Raw genomic sequence first — 18,068 nt, 5'->3', positions numbered from 1 at the left:
CACAGAAGATCCCCTGTGGGAGCGAGCCTGCTCGCGATGGGGTCCTGAAAAGCGCCACAAATCCACAATCCTGAACCCTCCCTGAAGAACCCCGCAATTCCCCCGCAACACACCGTTCCTTCGTTTACTCTCCAGAAATCGGGGCGTAAGCTTCGCGCGTTTTCATCAATAGCGGAGACCCACAGTGGGTACTTGTTCGAGTGACAGTAGTCGGCCGGTTCCAGTAACCGGCACATCCTCGGCAAGATAACGCGCAGTTTTTTTGTGCCGTTGTCTCGCCGTAAAAGCGAGCAGCGGCATCCCGATCGCGGCCAGTCCTGGTCCGTGTCCCGACGTCCTCTCATCGACGCTGAACCGTGCGTGATGTTCGACTGGTTGTCGTCATCGCGGCGCACCGACACGCCTGCTGGAAGGTTTCCCGGCTGACCCTGGGGGAACTGCCATGAACCTGACCCTGCTCAAAGAATTCTTCGCCGGATTCCTGCGCACCCGCCACATCGTCCGACACTTTCGTCGCCTGGCGCTGCTGGAAACCTTCACCGACACCACGGTCAGCCGTGAGGTGCCGCCGACCCTGGCGCAAACCCTGGTGAGCGCCGCCAACAGCGACACCGGCCGACTGCTGAACAACCTCGGCAGTCACACCGACGGCCTGAGCGAACTCGAAGCCGACGCACTGCGCGTGCAATTCGGCCTCAACGAAGTCGAGCACGAGCAACCGCTGCCGTGGTGGACTCACCTGTGGCACTGCTACAAAAACCCGTTCAACCTGCTGCTGACATTGCTCACGGTCATCTCGTGGCTGACCGAAGACATGAAAGCCGCCATCGTGATTTTCTCGATGGTGATGCTCTCGACCTTGTTGCGCTTCTGGCAGGAAACCAAGTCCAACCAGGCCGCCGACGCGCTCAAGGCGATGGTCAGCAACACCGCCACGGTCATGCGTCGCGATGCCCTGCGCAGCGAAGTGCCGATCAAATTGCTGGTGCCGGGCGATCTGATCGTGCTCTCGGCGGGCGACATGATTCCCGCCGATTGCCGGGTGCTCAGTGCCAAGGATTTGTTTGTCAGCCAGGCGGCCATGACAGGGGAATCGATGCCGGTGGAAAAATTCCCCCGCCAGCAGGACAGCGACACGAGCAACCCGCTGGACCTCGACAACATCCTGTTCATGGGCACCAACGTGGTGTCCGGCACCGCGATTGCGGTGATTCTGACCACGGGCAATAGCACCTATTTTGGTGCGCTGGCCCAGCGGGTCGGTGCCACGGACCGCGCGCCAACGTCGTTTCAGACCGGGGTCAACAAAGTCAGCTGGCTGCTGATCCGCTTCATGTTTGTCATGGCGCCGCTGGTGCTGTTCATCAACGGTTTCACCAAAGGCGACTGGACCGAAGCGCTGCTGTTTGCGCTGTCGATTGCCGTGGGCCTGACCCCGGAAATGCTGCCGATGATCGTCACCTCGACCCTGGCCAAAGGCGCGGTGTTCCTGTCGCGCAAAAAAGTCATCGTCAAACGGCTCGACGCGATCCAGAACTTCGGCGCCATGGACGTGCTCTGCACGGACAAGACCGGCACCCTGACCCAGGACAAAATTTTTCTGGCGCGCAACGTCGATGTCTGGGGCAACGATTCCGATGACGTGCTGGAAATGGCCTACCTCAACAGCTACTACCAGACCGGCCTGAAAAACCTTCTGGACGTGGCGGTGCTCGAGCACGTCGAGGTCCACCGTGAACTGAAAGTCGGCACGGCGTTTCACAAAGTCGACGAGATCCCGTTCGACTTCACCCGCCGGCGCATGTCGGTGGTAGTCGCCGAGCGCGATCACTCGCACTTGCTGATCTGCAAAGGCGCGGTGGAAGAGGTGCTGGCGGTGTGCACCCGTGTGCGGCACGGCGTGGTCGATGAAGCACTGAGTGATGACCTGTTGGCACGGATTCGCCAAGTGACCGCTGCATTCAATGCCGAAGGACTGCGCGTGGTAGCAGTCGCCGCCCGACCAATGATCGAAGGGCGCGACACCTACAGCCTGGCGGATGAACAGGCCCTGACGCTGATCGGTTACGTGGCGTTTCTCGATCCGCCGAAGGAAAGCACCGCACCGGCCCTGAAAGCATTGGCCGCTCACGGCGTGGCGGTAAAAGTGCTGACCGGCGACAACGAACGGGTGACTGTGAAGATCTGCCGCGAAGTCGGTCTGGAGCAGCAAGGCCTGTTGATGGGCAACGACATCGAGCGCATGACGGACGCTGAACTGGCCGTGGCGGTGGAGACCGCCAACGTCTTCGCCAAACTGACGCCGTCGCACAAGGAGCGCATCGTTCGTTTGCTCAAGGGCAATGGCCATGTGGTCGGCTTCATGGGCGACGGCATCAATGACGCGCCGGCGCTGCGCACTGCCGACATCGGTATTTCGGTGGACAGTGCCGTGGACATCGCCAAGGAAGCGGCCGACATCATCCTGCTGGAGAAAAGCCTGATGGTGCTGGAGGAGGGCGTGCTCGAAGGGCGGCGGACCTTCGCCAACATGCTCAAGTACATCAAAATGACTGCGAGCTCGAACTTCGGCAACGTGTTCTCGGTGCTGGTGGCCAGCGCGTTCATCCCGTTCCTGCCGATGCTGCCGATGCACTTGCTGGTGCAAAACCTGCTCTACGACATTTCACAGATCGCCATCCCGTTCGATAACGTCGATGAGGAAATGCTCAAGCAACCGCAGCGTTGGCAACCGGCGGATGTCGGGCGTTTCATGCTGTTTTTCGGCCCGATCAGTTCGATCTTCGACATCAGCACGTTTGCCTTGATGTGGTACGTGTTCGACGCCAACACGCCGGACCACCAGACCCTGTTCCAGTCCGGCTGGTTCGTGGTCGGGTTGCTGACGCAGACGCTGATCGTGCACATGATCCGCACGCCGAAAATTCCGTTCCTGCAAAGCCGCGCAGCCATGCCGCTGCTGGTGATGACCGGGATCATCATGGCCGTGGGCATCTTCCTGCCGATGGGGCCGTTGGCGCACTACTTCAAATTGCAGGCGCTGCCGTCGCTGTATTTCGTGTTCCTGCCGGTGATTCTGCTGGCGTACATGGCGCTGACCCAGGCCGTGAAGGGGTTCTATATCCGCCGGTTCGGCTGGCAATAAGCGGTAACGATCCGAGACAAAAACCCCCGGACACTCAACGACATCTCCCTGACGTTTTCCTCTCCACCGAGGTGGCGCCACGGAATTTAGGAATAGTCCTACAGAAAGCTCGACGGGTCTTCCGTAGCCTTGCAGCCTCAAATCTGAAACCCTCTTGGGGGCCCCGGTTGTCGAACAAAGCGTTACGTATCCTGATTGCCGACGAGCAGCATTTCCAGCGGATGAGAATCGAGCGCCTGTTCAACCGGCTCGATTATTACCGCGTGGCGCCCGTGCAAAGCCTTGCGGAACTGCTGACCCTGGTCGAATACGGCGGCGTGCCTTTCGACCTGCTGGTCATCAATGCCGCGTTGGCGGACGGCGCATTGAACCTGCGCGATTTCCTCCTTGATCAGCCGCAGGTGCACCACGCCTTGATCTACGGGCAGCCGGCTGAGTGGCCGCCAACCCCGGCCGGCGGACTTCAAAAGATCCAGGTGAGCGATGCTGCGGTGCCCGATCTGACGTGCATTCAGCGGCTGATGGCCATCGTTGATCCTCAACTACCGTTCGTCGGCACTGTCATTTCTGTCAGGTAGTCGGGCGCGGATTTCCATGCAACAGTCTTCGCGCAGCTGCTGCGTCTAACAGGGAGCCGGCCTATGGGCATTCAATGTCCGATTGTCATGTATTTGCTCAGGGAGTTGCCATGAAGTCAGTGCTGATAGCGGACGATCATCCGGTGGTTCGCGCTGCCGTCAAAATCCTGCTCAAACAGGAAGGGTTTCAACAGATTTACGAGGTGGCCAACGGCAACGAGGTGTTGTCGATGATCCGTGAGCATCAACCGGATCTGGTGGTGCTGGACCTGGGCTTGCCGGGACTCGACGGGCTGGATGTACTGAACCGGATCAAGACCAGTGGTGTGCGCTGCCGGGTGTTGGTCTTCACTTCACAAGAGCCAAGGTTTTATCAGGATCGTTGCATGCGTGCCGGTGCGGCCGCGTACGTGTCCAAAACCAACGACCTGCAACATTTGCACAAGGCCGTGCACGCGGTGATGGCCGGTTACTCCTATTTCGCCAAACTCGCCTCGAGCTCGGTGTCGCTGAACACGCTGCAACGCAGCGAAAAGGAGATGATCGACAAACTCTCCGATCGCGAGCTGACCATCTTGTGTTACGTGTCCCAAGGTATGAGCAACAAGGAAATCGCCGAAATCACCAACCTGAGCCATAAGACCGTCAGTACCTACAAAACCCGCTTGATCGAAAAACTCAATGTGGACTCCAAGGTTCACTTAAGGGATTTCGCCAAGCGTAACGATCTGATCTGAATGAGTGTTTTTCGACGATTTCGCCTTCTGACCCACTGGGTATTGCTGGGGTGCCTTTGGATTTCCAGCGTCTGCGCCCAACCGCAAACACTGACGCTGCTGGGACGCTCCAGCGTGGACGGCTACGAGGTCAGGCTGTCGGATGCCGATTCCCGTGTGCTGCGGCAAAAGGGCCGGCTGGTGCTGGCCGTCTCGGCACCGGATTACCCTCCCTTCGACATCACCACCACCGGCACTGACTACGAAGGGTTGACGGCTGACTATGCCGGGCTGCTCAAACAGCTGTTACACGTGGAGATCGATGTTCAGCGCTATGCATCGCGGGACGATGCGGTGCGGGCAATCAAGGACGGCAAGGCTGATCTGTTGGGAACGGCCAATCGCTATGAGGTCGAAGATCCACAGCTGCGGATGTCCAGTGCCTACGCCGATGATCAACCGGTACTGGTCACGCGCACCGATTCATCTCAGCCTCTGGACCCGGATCTGGCCGGTAAACGGCTGGCGATGCTGTACCACTATTTGCCCGCGCAGCAAGTGCGAGCCATTTACCCCAAGGCCACTGTACAGCTGTTTCCTTCGACACTGGGCGCCGTCGGCGCCGTCGCGTTTCGCCAATCGGACGCCTATCTGGGCGACGCCATCAGCGTCAATTACCTGATCAGTAAAAATTACCTCAACAACGTTCAGCTGGCGGATTTTTCCCGTATGGAGTCCGGGCGTTTCGCGTTTGCGATGAACCTCGACAACCTCCAGTTGCAACGCATCGTCAACCGGGCGCTGGCGGCGATTCCGACCAATGAACGAATGAATATCCTGCGGCGATGGGGAGGCAGCGGGGCTTCCATCGCCGGCACGCAAGTCCTGCAATTCACTGTCGCCGAGCAACGCTGGCTCGATGATCATCCGCGCGTGCGAGTGGCGATCAACCCAAACCTCATGCCGATTTCCTTTATCGACAGCGAGGGCAAGTACCGGGGTATCAGCATCGATGTGCTGGCGAAAATCAGTTTGCGTACAGGTTTGAAATTCGACATTCAGCCAACCCGTTCAGTGGCTGAACTGTTCGAGTGGATCAGGACCGGTCATGTTGATGTGGTCGCCGGGATCAGCCCCAGTATTGAGCGTGAAACAGAACTGCGTTTTACCCGGCCGTTTCTGACCAGCCCGAATGTGCTGGTGACCCGCATCGCATCCGACGGCCCCATGACACTGGATCAAATGGCCGGAAAAAAACTGGCCATCACCCAGGGCAACAGTGCCGGCGAATTCATTCGCAAGCATTTCCCGCAGGTCGAACTGGTCAATGCCCCGTTGACAGCGGACGGGATGGAAATGGTCGCCGAGGGCAAGACGGACGGCGCAATCAACTCGTTGATCGGTGCCCGGATCATGATTTCCCGGCAGTATCGGGATCGGTTGCAAGTGACCAGCACCGTCGGCAGCGATCCGGCCCGCAGCACGCTGGCGACCAGTCGCGAGGCCGTAGAGCTGCACTCGATCCTGGACAAGGCGCTGCTGAGTATTTCCCCCGAGGAAATCGATGAAATGACCGGCTATTGGCGCAACGACCTGATGGTCGAGCAGAGCTTCTGGCTGCGTCACCGGCAGGACATTCTCCAGGCCTTTGCCGGCGCCGGCGCCTTGCTGTTGCTGGCGCTGGCCTGGATCGCCTGGCAGCGCCGGCAAATCGGCCTGCGTCAACAATTGCTCGGTCAATTGCAGGACGCCAAAGACGCCGCGGATGAGGCAAACCGCGCCAAGACCACGTTTCTGGCGACCATGAGCCATGAGATCCGCACGCCGATGAATGCGCTGCTCGGCATGCTTGAATTGGCGCTCAAGCGCGCGGATGAAGGCGTTACCGACCGGTCGGCCATCGAGGTGGCGGCCAATGCCGGGCAACAATTGCTGGCGTTGATTGGCGACATTCTGGACATCGCCCGCATCGAATCCGGGCATTTGTCCCTGGCGCCGGAACGGGCCAATCTGCGCTCGCTGGTCGAATCGGTGTGCCGGGTATTTGAAGGCCTGGCCCGGCAGAAAAACCTGGAGTGGCGCGTCGAACTGGGCGAGCACAGCGATGCCGACGTGTTGATCGACCCCACACGCTTCAAGCAGGTGCTGTCCAATCTGCTGAGCAACGCGATCAAATTCACCCGTGAAGGTGAAGTACGCCTGACGCTGCGGGTCGAGCCCGGATTGTCCGGGCATTTGAGGGTCGCCGTGTGCATTCAAGACACCGGCATCGGTATCAGCGTGATTGATCGGCAGCGACTGTTCAGCCCGTTTGCGCAAGTGGAAAACAGCCTGCAATCGGGTCGCACCGGCTCAGGACTGGGGCTGGTGATCAGCCGTACGCTGTGCGAAATGATGGGAGGGCAATTGCAGCTCGACAGTGTGTCAGGCAGGGGCACGCGGATTGATGTCTGTCTGGATCTGCCCGTGTTGCAACCGTTGCCGCCCAGCGAGTTGCCTGATCGTGAGGAGCTGACGCAGACCCGGGCGCTGAAGATTCTGGTGGTCGATGATTACCCGGCCAATCGTTTGCTGCTCTCACGGCAGTTGAGCTATCTGGGCCACTGCGTGATGGACGCTGAAGATGGACAGCAAGGTCTTGAGCGATGGCGCGAGCATGAATTTGATGTGCTGATCACCGACTGCAACATGCCGGTGCTCAGCGGGTATGAATTGGCCGGGGCCATCCGCGATGAAGAGCGGGCTCAGGGATTGCAACCGATCCTGATTCTGGGGTTCACCGCCAATGCACAGCCCGAGGAGAAGGCCCGTTGCCTGGAAGCGGGGATGGACGACTGCCTGTTCAAACCGATCCGGCTGGCGGATCTGGCCACCTGGTTGGCATCGAGATTTGCCGCTGCCCCCGTGACCCTCGCTACACCCTCAACACCGTCAACCGTCGAAATCGACTTGAGCGGTCTGGAGCGGTATATCGGCGAGGACGACGAGCTGATCAATCAACTGCTCAGTGATTTGGCCGCGACCAATCGCACGGATCGGGAGGCGTTGCTCAAGGCCCATGCGAGCGGCGAACAGCATGTCCTGTGCACGCTGGCGCACCGCATCAAGGGCGGGGCGCTGATGGTGCGGGCGGTCAGTCTGATCGAATGCTGCGAGAACCTTGAGCGTGCCTGCGGCGATGGCCGCACAGGGCTGATCGACGAAGCCGTCGATCGGTTGCTGCAGGCCATGACGCGCCTGGACCAACACCTGGCGCAGGCCTGACGCTTAATCCCAGTTCGGTGCGATGCCTTTGGGGCTGGTCAGGCGGTGGCCGCGCTCAAGGCCGGCGATCAGCGCCATGTCCGCGTCGCTCAAGGTCAGCGCGCAGGCCTTCAGGTTGCTTTCCAGATTGGCGCGTTTGGTGGACGACGGGATCACCGCGTAACTCAGCTGCATGGCCCAGGCCAGGGTGACTTGCGCGGGGGTTGCCTGCAGGCGAGCGGCGATCTGCTGGATGACCGGGTCTTTCAGCACTTCGCCGTAGGCCAGGGTCATGTAGGAGGTGATCTGGATGCCCTGGCTTTGCGCGAACTCGACGACCTTGCGGTTTTGCAGGTACGGGTGCAGTTCGATCTGGTGGGTGGCGATGTGCTCGGCACCAACGGCGGCGATGGCTTGCTTCATCAGGTCGACGGTGAAGTTGGAGACGCCGATCTGGCGAGTTAATCCGAGTGTTTTGGCTTCGAGCAACGCGCCCATGAATTCTTCGACCGGCACCTGGTCTTCCGGCGATGGCCAGTGAATCAGCGTCAGGTCGAGGTAGTCGGTCTGCAGTTTTTGCAGGCTCTCTTTGAGGCTGTCGATCAAGCGGTCCTGGGCGAAGTTGGCGACCCAGATCTTGCTGGTGATGAACAGTTCTTCACGGGCAATGCCGCTGGCCGCGATGGCCTCGCCGACTTCGGCTTCGTTCTCGTAGATTTGCGCGGTATCGATGGCGCGGTAGCCCAGTTCCAGGCCAGTGCTCACCGAATCAATGACCACCTGGCCTTGCAAGCGAAACGTACCAAGACCGAATGCGGGAATAGACATCAATGACTCCAGGGTTTGCAGTGGGAATGAGCACGAGTATCCGCGCCTGAATCCTTGAGAAAAACCGCTGGTGGGGCAAAGCACTGTTTACCGCAAGTCATGAATCGTGAGTAGTCCGGGGATTGTCGGTGTTGAGTCTGGCTCCATCGCGAGCAAGCTCCTACAGGAGATCTTCGGTGTACACACATCCAATGTGGGAGCGAGCTTGCTCGCGATGGCCGCGACTCGGTTTCGGATCTTATCCGCGTGCCTCAAGAATCATGCAAGTCGTCGACCCCGTCGCATACAACCGCCCATCCGCATCATAAATCCGCCCCTCGGCCAGCGCCGTCGAACGCCCCAGGTGCACAAGCTTGCCCTCGGCACGCACCGGCCCGCTGGCGCCGGTCAACGCGCGGACATAACTGATGCGCAGATCCAGCGTGGTGTAACCCTGGCCCTTTTTCAGCTGCGTATGAATCGCGCACCCCATGCACGAATCCAGCAAGGTCGCCGCATAACCGCCATGCACACTGCCCAGCGGGTTGTAATGTCGCGAATCCGGCGTGCCCTGGAAGATGAACAGCCCGGCCGACCATTCGACAGGGATGAAATCCATCAGCGTGCCAATCGGCGGTGAGGGCAGTTCACCGCTACCGATGCCCTCGAAGAACTCGGCGGGCGACAGCGCGCTGACCTCGGCCAGGGACAGACTGCCGGGCCCGGCCAGTCGAGCGCGCATGGCTTGTTCCTGAGCGATCCATTGAGCGAGGGTGGCTTCTCGGTTGGGGCTTTGCATGTTCAGTGTCCTCGGACGGGCGCGGATATTATGGTTGTAATCTGCGCCAATATTATGTCCGAAATAAAAACTCCGCCAGCCCCGCGTGTCGCGCTTCTCAAGCAATGTCGGCGTGGCTGAATTCTTCCCCGAGAAAGTCGATCAACGTCCGCACCGATGGCAACAACCCTCGGCGAGAGGGGAAGATCGCATGAACGATCCCGCACTTGGGTGCCCAACCCGGCACCAGCTCGACGAGGCGTCCGGCGGCAATATCTTCGCGCACTACCACGCTGGGCAGATGCGCGACGCCAATCCCTGCGAGCACCGCGTGACGCAAGGCCAGCAAGTCATCGGTGACCATGCGCGGCGCGTGTCGAATCAACGCGCTGGCGCCGTTCGCACCGAACAATTCCCACTGATACTCACGCTGCGCCGCGCCCCAATGCACGCTGGGCAAACCGCTGAGGTCGGCCGGGGACGCGGGCGACGACAGCCGCTCGGCAAACGTCGGGCTGCCCACCAGGCATTGGGTGCTGTTGCCGAGCACCTTCATCACCATGTCGGTGTTTTCCAGCGGCGGAAAACGCACGCGCAGGGCAATGTCGAAACCCTCATGGATCAGGTCGACCCGGCGGTTGGTGCTCTCGATGAACAGCTCAACCAACGGATATTTGAGCATGTAGCGGGTCAGCATCGGCCCGACCCAGGAGTTGAGCAACGCGGTCGGGCAACTGATGCGCACCAGACCTTGGGGCTCGGAGCGGTTGCGTTCGATCAGTTCGGCGGCGCTTTCCGCTTCCACGCGCATGGCCAGGCAACGCTGGTAGTAGGCCTGGCCGATTTCGGTCAGCGAACAGTGTCGGCTGGTGCGGTGCAGCAAGCGTACGCCGAGGCGTTCTTCGAGCTCGGCGATGCGGCGGCTGAGCTTCGATTTGGGCATGTCCAGCGCCCGCCCGGCGGGGGCGAAACCACCGTGTTCCACCACTTGGGTGAAGTAGTAGAGGGTGTTGAGGTCTTCCACCATCGTTCTCCATATAGAACGCTAAGGCTGATTTTTGCAGTCTAGCGCAGCAAAGGCTGCGGTTTTAAGCTCTGTTCATCGCGTCAAACCACAGATTTCGGAGGCAGCATGAAAAACATCATCGGCATCTACACCAGCCCGCGGACCCATTGGGTCGGCGACGGTTTTCCGGTTCGCACGCTGTTTTCCTATGACAACCTGGGCAAACACATCAGCCCGTTTTTGCTACTGGATCACGCCGGCCCTGCCGAATTCACCCCGACCACCGAGCGTCGTGGCGTTGGTCAGCATCCGCACCGCGGTTTTGAAACCGTGACTATCGTTTACAAGGGCGAACTGGAGCACCGCGACTCCACCGGCAGCGGCGGCAAGATCGGCCCTGGCGACGTGCAATGGATGACCGCCGCCTCGGGGATTCTCCACGAAGAGTTCCACTCTGAAGGCTTCGCCAAAACCGGCGGTACCCTGGAAATGGTGCAGCTATGGGTCAACCTGCCTGCCAAAGACAAAATGGCCGACGCCGGTTACCAGACGATTCTCGATGGCGACATTCCGAGCATCCCGCTCAAGGACAGGGCCGGCAGCCTGCGCTTGATCGCCGGCGAATTCGACGGCCACACCGGCCCGGCGCGGACGTTTACCCCGGTCGATGTCTGGGACTTGCGCCTCAACGGCGGCAAGTTGCTGACCCTGGATCTGCATGAAGGTCGCAACACCGCACTGGTGGTGCTGCGTGGCACGGTTCAGGTCAATGGCCTGGAACTGGTGCGCGAAGGGCAATTGGCGTTGTTCGAACGCAACGGCCACCAGATCAGTCTGGAAGCCAATAACGACGCCATCGTGTTGCTGCTCAGCGGCGAGCCGATCGACGAACCCATCGTCGGCCACGGTCCGTTCGTGATGAACAGCGAGCAGGAAATCCACCAGGCCTTTGCCGATTTCCAGTCGGGCCGGTTCGGTCGGATGAGCGGTTGATACACGGATATACGGCTGCACCGCGCCAGGCTTGACTGACTACGCTTGTCTGGCCGCGTTTGAACGATCAATCAAAACACCTGTTCGCCGAATATTCGGCATCGATTAAAAGCGAGGATGACCCCATGACTACTTCTTACAAACGTCTCGACAAGGATAACGCTGCCGTTCTGTTGGTCGATCACCAGGCAGGCCTGCTTTCTCTGGTGCGCGACATCGAACCCGACCGTTTCAAGAACAACGTGCTGGCCCTGGCTGACCTGGCCAAGTACTTCAAACTGCCAACCATCCTCACCACCAGTTTCGAAACCGGCCCCAACGGCCCGCTGGTGCCCGAGCTCAAAGCGCTGTTCCCGGATGCGCCGTACATTGCCCGTCCAGGCCAGATCAACGCCTGGGACAACGAAGATTTCGTCAAGGCGATCAAGGCCACCGGCAAGAAGCAACTGATCATTGCCGGCGTGGTGACCGAGGTGTGCGTGGCATTCCCGGCGCTGTCGGCCCTGGCGGAAGGCTTTGAGGTGTTCGTGGTGACCGACGCTTCCGGCACATTCAACGAACTGACCCGTCAATCGGCCTGGGACCGCATGTCGTCTTCCGGCGCGCAACTGATGACCTGGTTCGGCCTGGCCTGTGAACTGCATCGCGACTGGCGCAACGACGTGGAAGGCCTGGCGACCCTGTTCTCCAACCACATCCCGGACTATCGCAATTTGATGACCAGCTACAACACGCTGACCAATAGCAAATAAATCTGGCAACACCCGTAACCTGTGGGAGCGAGCCTGCTCGCGATAGCGGCCGATCAGTCACTGCAAATGTGTCTGTTCAACCGCCATCGCGAGCAGGCTCGCTCCCACAGGTTTTTGTATTGTTCTCTGGCCCGCGTTTGCTCCTACACTGTGCCGATCCGTACATGGCTGGAGTTCTTGATGCTGTCACTGCTTACCAATCACCCGCTGGTCTGTGCCCTGATCCTGATCCTCATCGATCTGGGGCTGTGGCGCCTGATCAGTGCCAATGGCAGTAACTGGAAACTGGTGGTGCGGCTGCTGATTTTCTCGTTGTTCAGCGTCCTGTTGTTCAACGAAGGCTTGAACCCGCTGGAGCCCGCGCCGTGGGCGGACAACGTGCCGTTGCACCTGGCGGCGACCGGTTTGCAGATTGGTTGGTGGCTGTTCGGCGCGCGCACCCTGACGGTGTTGATCGGCGCGGTGATGATGCAGCGGGTCGGGCACACCGGGCGCTTGCTCCAGGATTTGCTCGGCGCGGTGATTTTCCTGATCGCGATCATCGCGGCCCTGGCGTATGTGCTCGACCTGCCGGTCAAAGGCGTGTTGGCGACGTCCGGTGCGTTGGCGATCATCGTCGGCCTGGCGTTGCAAAGCACCCTCAGCGACGTGTTCTCGGGGATCGTCCTCAACACCACCAAACCCTATCAACTGGATGACTGGATTTCCATCGACGGCACCGAAGGTCGGGTCACCGACATCGATTGGCGTGCCACGCGCCTGCAAACGTCCCAGGGCAGCATGGCGGTGATCCCCAACTCGCTGGCGGCCAAGGCCAAGATCATCAACTTCAGCCGGCCGAGTGATATTTTCGGTGTGTCGATCAGCCTGCAACTCAGCCCGCATGAACGGCCGCAAACGGTGATCGATGCGCTGGAACGGGCGATGGAGGGGTGCCGATATCTGCTGGCAAAACCGGCGCCGTGCGTTGCCCTCAAAGGGTCGAGCGCCACCGGCGTGGAGTACGAAATCAGCGGCTTCGTGGTCTCGATGGACCAGAAGCGCATGGTGCGCAATCTGCTGTTCGATCTGGCCTTCCGGCATTTGCAGGCGTCCGGCGTGAGCCTGTTGTCCAGCGTCGAATCAAATGCACCAGCGGGCCTGTCACGGCCACGGGCGTTGCTGGAAAGCTCGGCCATTTTCTCGACGTTGCGCCAGGACGAGAAAGAAACCTTCGCACAACACATGACCCTGCAAACCTTCCGCCCCGGCGAGGTGATCCTGCCGGCGGGGGAGGTTAGCGATCACCTGTTCATCATCGAATCCGGCGTGGTCTCGGTGACGCTGAGTCGCGCCGGGGTCAAGTTCGAATCCGGGCGCATGGGGCCGGGCGAAGTGATCGGCGAGGGCGGGATCTTGTCGGACACCGCGCTGCCGGCGGACTTCAGTGCCAAGACCGCTTGCAGCCTGTACCGGATCGAAAAGGACTACCTCAAACCGTGCCTGGATGCGCGGCATGACATCGGCGAAGCGATGAAGGCGTTGCTGGATTTCCGTTTGCACAAGGCGCAGACGTTGACCCAGGAAGCGCCGAAGGTGGTGGCGAAGAAAGGGTTTTTGCAGTGGTTGCGCAGTCGGGCTTAGCAATCTGTGTTGGATGGCCGCTGCGCGGATCGCTGGCAAGCCAGCTCCCACAATGGATTGGTGTCGAACGCAAATGTCCGGTTCACTGGAGATCAACTGTGGGAGCGGGCTTGCCCGCGATGGCGGCTGCAGGCTCACCGCCAGATTCAGATCAGAAATCCAAAGTCGCCGACACCTTCAACGTCCTGGGCGTCCCCTGTGTCAGATACCCGCCATTCGCCGAGGCCCAATACGCCTTGTTCGCCACGTTCTCCAGATTGGCGCGCAAGGTGATTTCCTTCTCATCCACCTTGAAGGCATACCGCGAGCCCACATCAAAGCGGTTCCACGCCGGAATGCTCTGCGTGTTGGCAGCGTTCAGGTACTGCCCGCCCGTGCGCAACATCCGCGCACTGAGCGCCGCGCCTTCGATCCCCGGCACATCCCAATCAGCCCCGACGTTGAGCTGAAAACGTGGCACGCCGACGGCGCGGTTGCCGTCGTTGACGCCGTTGGCGCTGCCTTCGATCTCGGTCTTCATCAGCGTCGCGCCGCTCAGCAGGCGCAGGCCATCGAGCGGTTCGCCGTAGACGTTGAGTTCCATGCCTTTGTTTTGCTGCTGGCCGTCGACCCGAAAGAGGCCGTTCTGGGTGTAGCTCGACGGCTGTTCGATACGGTACACGCCAAGGCTCGCACCGTAGCTGTCCATGTCCAGGCGCACGCCGGCTTCGATTTGCTTGCTGCGCACCGGGGCGAACGTTTCGTCGCGGTTGAGTGCGGTGGTCGGCGGCGTCGGGCCCTTGGCCAGGCCTTCGATGCGGTTGGCATAAAACGAAACGTGTTCCCACGGCTTGATCACCAGGCCGTAGACCGGTGTGGTGATCGACTCTTCGTAGCTTGAAGTGCGCGCGCCGGTGGTGGTGTTCCAGCCGTCGACGTTCAGTGTCTGGCGCCGTACGCCGAGGGTGAGCAAGACGCGATCATCGATGAACCCCAGGGTGTCGGACACCGCCGCGCTGCGCAGGGTGTTCTTGCCGACGATGCGCGGATCATGAATGTCGCTGGCAAACGATGTGGGGCTTGGGCGCGGTTTATCGGTGACGTCGTAGAGGTTGGTGCTGTAGCGCGAAGCGGCACCTATGGTTTCGAATGCCGAGCGTTGCTGGCCCCAGGTACCCGCGAGCCCCAGGTTCAATTGATGACTGATCGGCCCGGTGTTCAAGTGGCCGTTGAGGCCGGTCATCAGGCTTTTGTTGTCCTCGTCGTGTGGCGAGTACAGCATGCCGCCCCGGGCATTGCCGTTGAGGTCGGTGACGGTCAGCGATGAATACACGCCGTTTTCCCGGGTGTGTTTGGCGCCACCGGAGACGTAGGCGGTCCAGTTGTCGCTGAGGTCGTACTCGGCGCGGGCCATGCCGAAGGTGTCTTCCAGTTGCGAGTAGCTCCAGCTCTGTGCGTATCCGGCGTTGGCGTCCGGTACCTTGGGCGCCTTGCTCAAGGTCGAATCGACATAGATCACCGAGCGGCCCTGATTGATCACCTGTTTCTGATAGCCCAGGTCCGTCGATACCCGCAGGCGATCACCTTGGTAGTCCAGACCGACGCTGATCAGCGACGAGCGACGGTCTTCGTCATCGACGGCGGTGGCGCCTTCGCGTTGCAGCAGGTTGACCCGTGCACCGAAGCGGTTGTCTTCACCGAAGCGCTGGCCCAGGTCCAGGTGCCCACCCACTCGACCATCGTCACTGTAATCGAGGGTGACGCTGCGGGTCGGCACATCGTTGGCGCGTTTGGGTTGCAGGTTGACGCCACCGCCAATCCCGCTGCCGCTGGGCGTGACACCATTCACGAAAGCATTCGGTCCTTTGAACAATTCGACCCGTTCAAGGGCTTCGGTGGCGATGATCTGCCGGGGCAAGATGCCGTAAAGACCGTTATAGGAAATGTCATCGGACAGCAGCGGCAAACCGCGGATCATGAACACCTGGGAGAAATTGCCAAACCCGGCGGACTGGCGCACCGAGGCATCATTGAGCAACACATCGCCCACGGTCTGCGCTTGCTGGTCGGCGATGGTTTTGGCGGTGTAACTGGTGACACTGAAGGGCAAGTCTTTGACGGCCTGATTACCGAGCATGCCGACCTGCACAACCTTGGCAACCTGACCGCCGCCGTAGGTGTCCGCGTTGTCGTCGCGCAGGGCGCTGACGCTGGTGGCGCCCAGTTCAAGCGCACCGCCGGCGGCCATTCGCGGCGCCACGGTGTAACCGTTTGCGCCGGTGCTGATCAGCTGGAAGCCACTGCCTTCCAGCAACTGCGCGAAGCCCGATTGCACGCTGTAGTTGCCCTGCAATCCCGGACTCTGACGATTGCCCAGTTGCGCCGGATCGAACGACAACGGCACGCCGACCGCCACGGCGAATTGCGCCAGGGTATGGCTGAGCAGACCCGGGCCGATGTTGAGGGTGTGGCTGGCGCTTTCGTTGACAGTGTCAGCGGCATGGCTGTTGATCGGCAGCCACGCGGCGAAGGCCAGGGCAACACTCAGGCTCAAAACCTTGAGCGGGAAATCGGCGGGACGGTGCGGGGGCGTTGAAGTCATTCGGCGTTCCTGTTGCGCGCGTGGAATTGAAGAGGTCTATCCACACACCGAACGAAACGCAGAAAGGTATCAGGGGACTGTGAAATAGTTTTTCAGGGCACTCAGACTCGCGGTTCGACCGACAGCCAATACCGGGTCAGGCTGCTGATTTTCAGCGGCAGCGTATCGCTGAGCAGGCGCAAGCTGGCGTCGGTATCACGCAGGGAAAACGCCCCCGAGACCCGCAACCCCGCGACATCCGCATGACAGCGCAACACGCCGGGGCGGTAACGGCTCAATTCACCGAGCAGCTCATCCAGGCGCATGTTGTTGGCCAGCAACATGCCTTTGTCCCAGGCCAGGGCACTGGTGTCGAAATTTTCGAGCGGGTCGAGGCGATTGAGCTTGAAACTCTGGCGCTCACCGGCCTTGAGGGTCGTACTCTTGGTCAGCAACTGCGGCGTGACTTCCACGAGCCCTTCGAGCACCGACACCTGGCTTCGCGAGTCAGTGACCCGCACGCAAAACCGCGTACCCAGCGCACGCGTGATGCCTTGCGGGGTTTCGACGATAAACGGCCGGGCACCAGGGTCTTTGGCGGTGCTGATCAACACTTCGCCATCGAGCAGCACAACCCGGCGTTCGCGCAGGTTGAAGGCAATGTCCACCGCACTGGCGGTGTTGAGCAGCACATGGCTGCCGTCCGGCAGTTGCAGGCTTTTCTGTTCGCCGACGGCCGTGCGTTGATCGGCGGTCCACTGCTGCCATGGCATGCGTTGCGAGGCAATGCCCAAGGGGCCGGCCATCAGGAACACACCCAGACACGTGAGGGTCTGGCGACGGCTGAGGCCATCCTTGTGCGCGGCCCGTTGCAGGGTCTGGATAGCCAGGTTGGCCGGTACGCTGCGAAATTCTCCAAGCAGCGCTTCGGCGCGTTGCCAGGCCAGCGCATGCTCGGCACTGCGGTTGCGCCATTGGGCAATGGCCTGATGGTCGGACGGTGTCGCGGTGCCTGAATGCAACTGCACCAGCCAATCGGCGGCTTCGCCGAGAATATGCGGTTTGATCATCGACGAATTCATCACGCGACACTCAGGCAGGCGATGAATGCGGCGCGCATGTGTCGTTTGACGGTGATCAGCGACACATTCAGTCGTGTGGCGATCTGGGTGTACGTCAGCCCTTCGATCTGCGACAGCACGAAGGCGTCGCGAGTGACGGCGGGCAATTCGCGAAGCAAGGCTTCGATGCGCATCAGTGTTTCGAGAATCAGCAGACGGGTTTCCGGTGACGGCACCTCGGCGACCGGCAGGTGAGCAATCGTCTCCAGATAGGCGCGTTCGATGTCCTGACGCCGCCAGCGATCAATCACCAGGCCTTTGGCGATGTGCGTCAGCAGCGCGCGAGGTTCGCTGCCCCAGGGTTTGACGACTTGCCGGGTCAACAGGCGCAGGAACGTATCGTGAGCCAGGTCCGCCGCGTCGCAGCGGTTACCGAGTTTTCGATGCAGCCATCCCTGAAGCCAGCCGTGGTGCTCGCTGTAAAGGGTATGGATTTGCTGATTCGAAGGTGGGTTGGCTGACGACATGGGGGACAGATACTCTTTTCCGGCGTCCTGGCCTGAGTGCGATTAAGAATTGATCGCATTCTAGTGGCCGGGAGCGAGTGCTGGCAATCAGGTCGACAGACTATTTTTTGCACCTTGCAGGAGCCGGCTTGCGGGCGACAGCATCACCTCGGTCATCAATTTTGCTCCGAGTTGCCCGCATCGGTAGCAAGCCGGCTACTACCGGGATTGTGGAGGTGGTCTCCTCGACTTCTGGAATATTGGCTATTTAAGCAGTCGGCCGGCGGGATTAACTTAGCT

The 18,068-nt window shown here is 60.5% G+C and carries 13 protein-coding genes; 7 read left to right on the top strand and 6 right to left on the bottom strand.

Going from position 1 to position 18,068, the window contains the following annotated elements:
* Positions 1 to 442 precede the first annotated feature (442 nt).
* The 4 genes from mgtA to F8N43_RS20035 all read left to right on the top strand — a co-directional run bounded on the left by mgtA (position 443) and on the right by F8N43_RS20035 (position 7,703).
* On the top strand, positions 443 to 3,145 hold the full coding sequence (mgtA, locus tag F8N43_RS20050) for a magnesium-translocating P-type ATPase (protein ID WP_150654228.1): 2,703 nt from the start codon (positions 443 to 445) through the stop codon (positions 3,143 to 3,145).
* Positions 3,146 to 3,312: 167 nt separating this feature from the next.
* Positions 3,313 to 3,723, top strand: a complete 411-nt coding sequence (locus tag F8N43_RS20045; protein ID WP_191623754.1) for a response regulator — start codon at positions 3,313 to 3,315, stop codon at positions 3,721 to 3,723.
* 110 nt (positions 3,724 to 3,833) lie between these two features.
* On the top strand, positions 3,834 to 4,460 hold the full coding sequence (locus F8N43_RS20040; protein WP_150634083.1) for a response regulator transcription factor: 627 nt from the start codon (positions 3,834 to 3,836) through the stop codon (positions 4,458 to 4,460).
* On the top strand, positions 4,461 to 7,703 hold the full coding sequence (locus F8N43_RS20035) for a transporter substrate-binding domain-containing protein (protein WP_150637546.1): 3,243 nt from the start codon (positions 4,461 to 4,463) through the stop codon (positions 7,701 to 7,703).
* 3 nt (positions 7,704 to 7,706) lie between these two features.
* Here F8N43_RS20035 and dkgB read toward each other — a convergent pair whose 3' ends face one another.
* The 3 genes from dkgB to F8N43_RS20020 all read right to left on the bottom strand — a co-directional run bounded on the left by dkgB (position 7,707) and on the right by F8N43_RS20020 (position 10,294).
* Positions 7,707 to 8,510, bottom strand: coding sequence for a 2,5-didehydrogluconate reductase DkgB (gene dkgB / locus F8N43_RS20030; protein ID WP_150654227.1), 804 nt, complete (start codon positions 8,508 to 8,510; stop codon positions 7,707 to 7,709).
* Between the two features lie 238 nt (positions 8,511 to 8,748).
* Complete coding sequence (locus F8N43_RS20025; protein ID WP_150634086.1) at positions 8,749 to 9,288, bottom strand: PaaI family thioesterase; 540 nt, start codon at positions 9,286 to 9,288, stop codon at positions 8,749 to 8,751.
* Positions 9,289 to 9,385: 97 nt separating this feature from the next.
* The gene (locus tag F8N43_RS20020; protein ID WP_150637544.1) at positions 9,386 to 10,294 is read right to left on the bottom strand and encodes a LysR substrate-binding domain-containing protein; all 909 of its coding nucleotides are present in this window, start codon (positions 10,292 to 10,294) and stop codon (positions 9,386 to 9,388) included.
* Between the two features lie 105 nt (positions 10,295 to 10,399).
* Between F8N43_RS20020 and F8N43_RS20015 the strand changes: the two genes are divergently transcribed.
* The 3 genes from F8N43_RS20015 to F8N43_RS20005 all read left to right on the top strand — a co-directional run bounded on the left by F8N43_RS20015 (position 10,400) and on the right by F8N43_RS20005 (position 13,641).
* On the top strand, positions 10,400 to 11,266 hold the full coding sequence (locus F8N43_RS20015; protein ID WP_150634088.1) for a pirin family protein: 867 nt from the start codon (positions 10,400 to 10,402) through the stop codon (positions 11,264 to 11,266).
* A gap of 125 nt (positions 11,267 to 11,391) precedes the next feature.
* On the top strand, positions 11,392 to 12,018 hold the full coding sequence (gene ycaC / locus F8N43_RS20010) for an isochorismate family cysteine hydrolase YcaC (protein WP_150634089.1): 627 nt from the start codon (positions 11,392 to 11,394) through the stop codon (positions 12,016 to 12,018).
* A gap of 180 nt (positions 12,019 to 12,198) precedes the next feature.
* Positions 12,199 to 13,641, top strand: a complete 1,443-nt coding sequence (locus F8N43_RS20005) for a mechanosensitive ion channel domain-containing protein (protein WP_150634090.1) — start codon at positions 12,199 to 12,201, stop codon at positions 13,639 to 13,641.
* Positions 13,642 to 13,792: 151 nt separating this feature from the next.
* Here F8N43_RS20005 and F8N43_RS20000 read toward each other — a convergent pair whose 3' ends face one another.
* The 3 genes from F8N43_RS20000 to F8N43_RS19990 all read right to left on the bottom strand — a co-directional run bounded on the left by F8N43_RS20000 (position 13,793) and on the right by F8N43_RS19990 (position 17,789).
* On the bottom strand, positions 13,793 to 16,222 hold the full coding sequence (locus tag F8N43_RS20000; RefSeq protein WP_150637539.1) for a TonB-dependent receptor: 2,430 nt from the start codon (positions 16,220 to 16,222) through the stop codon (positions 13,793 to 13,795).
* A 101-nt stretch (positions 16,223 to 16,323) separates the two neighbouring features.
* A complete protein-coding gene (locus F8N43_RS19995) occupies positions 16,324 to 17,283 on the bottom strand; it encodes a FecR domain-containing protein (RefSeq protein WP_150654226.1) in 960 nt (319 codons plus the stop codon).
* Positions 17,283 to 17,789 (bottom strand): sigma-70 family RNA polymerase sigma factor, encoded by a 507-nt coding sequence (locus F8N43_RS19990; protein WP_150637535.1) that lies wholly within the window; start codon positions 17,787 to 17,789, stop codon positions 17,283 to 17,285. The genes F8N43_RS19995 and F8N43_RS19990 overlap by 1 nt, the downstream gene beginning before the upstream one ends.
* Positions 17,790 to 18,068 lie beyond the last annotated feature (279 nt).

This window comes from Pseudomonas fluorescens (assembly GCF_902498065.1).
GTDB classification, from domain to species: Bacteria; Pseudomonadota; Gammaproteobacteria; order Pseudomonadales; family Pseudomonadaceae; genus Aquipseudomonas; species Aquipseudomonas fluorescens_BJ.
Note: the sequence above shows the minus strand (reverse complement) of the source record. Positions and strands in the feature narration are given on the sequence as shown.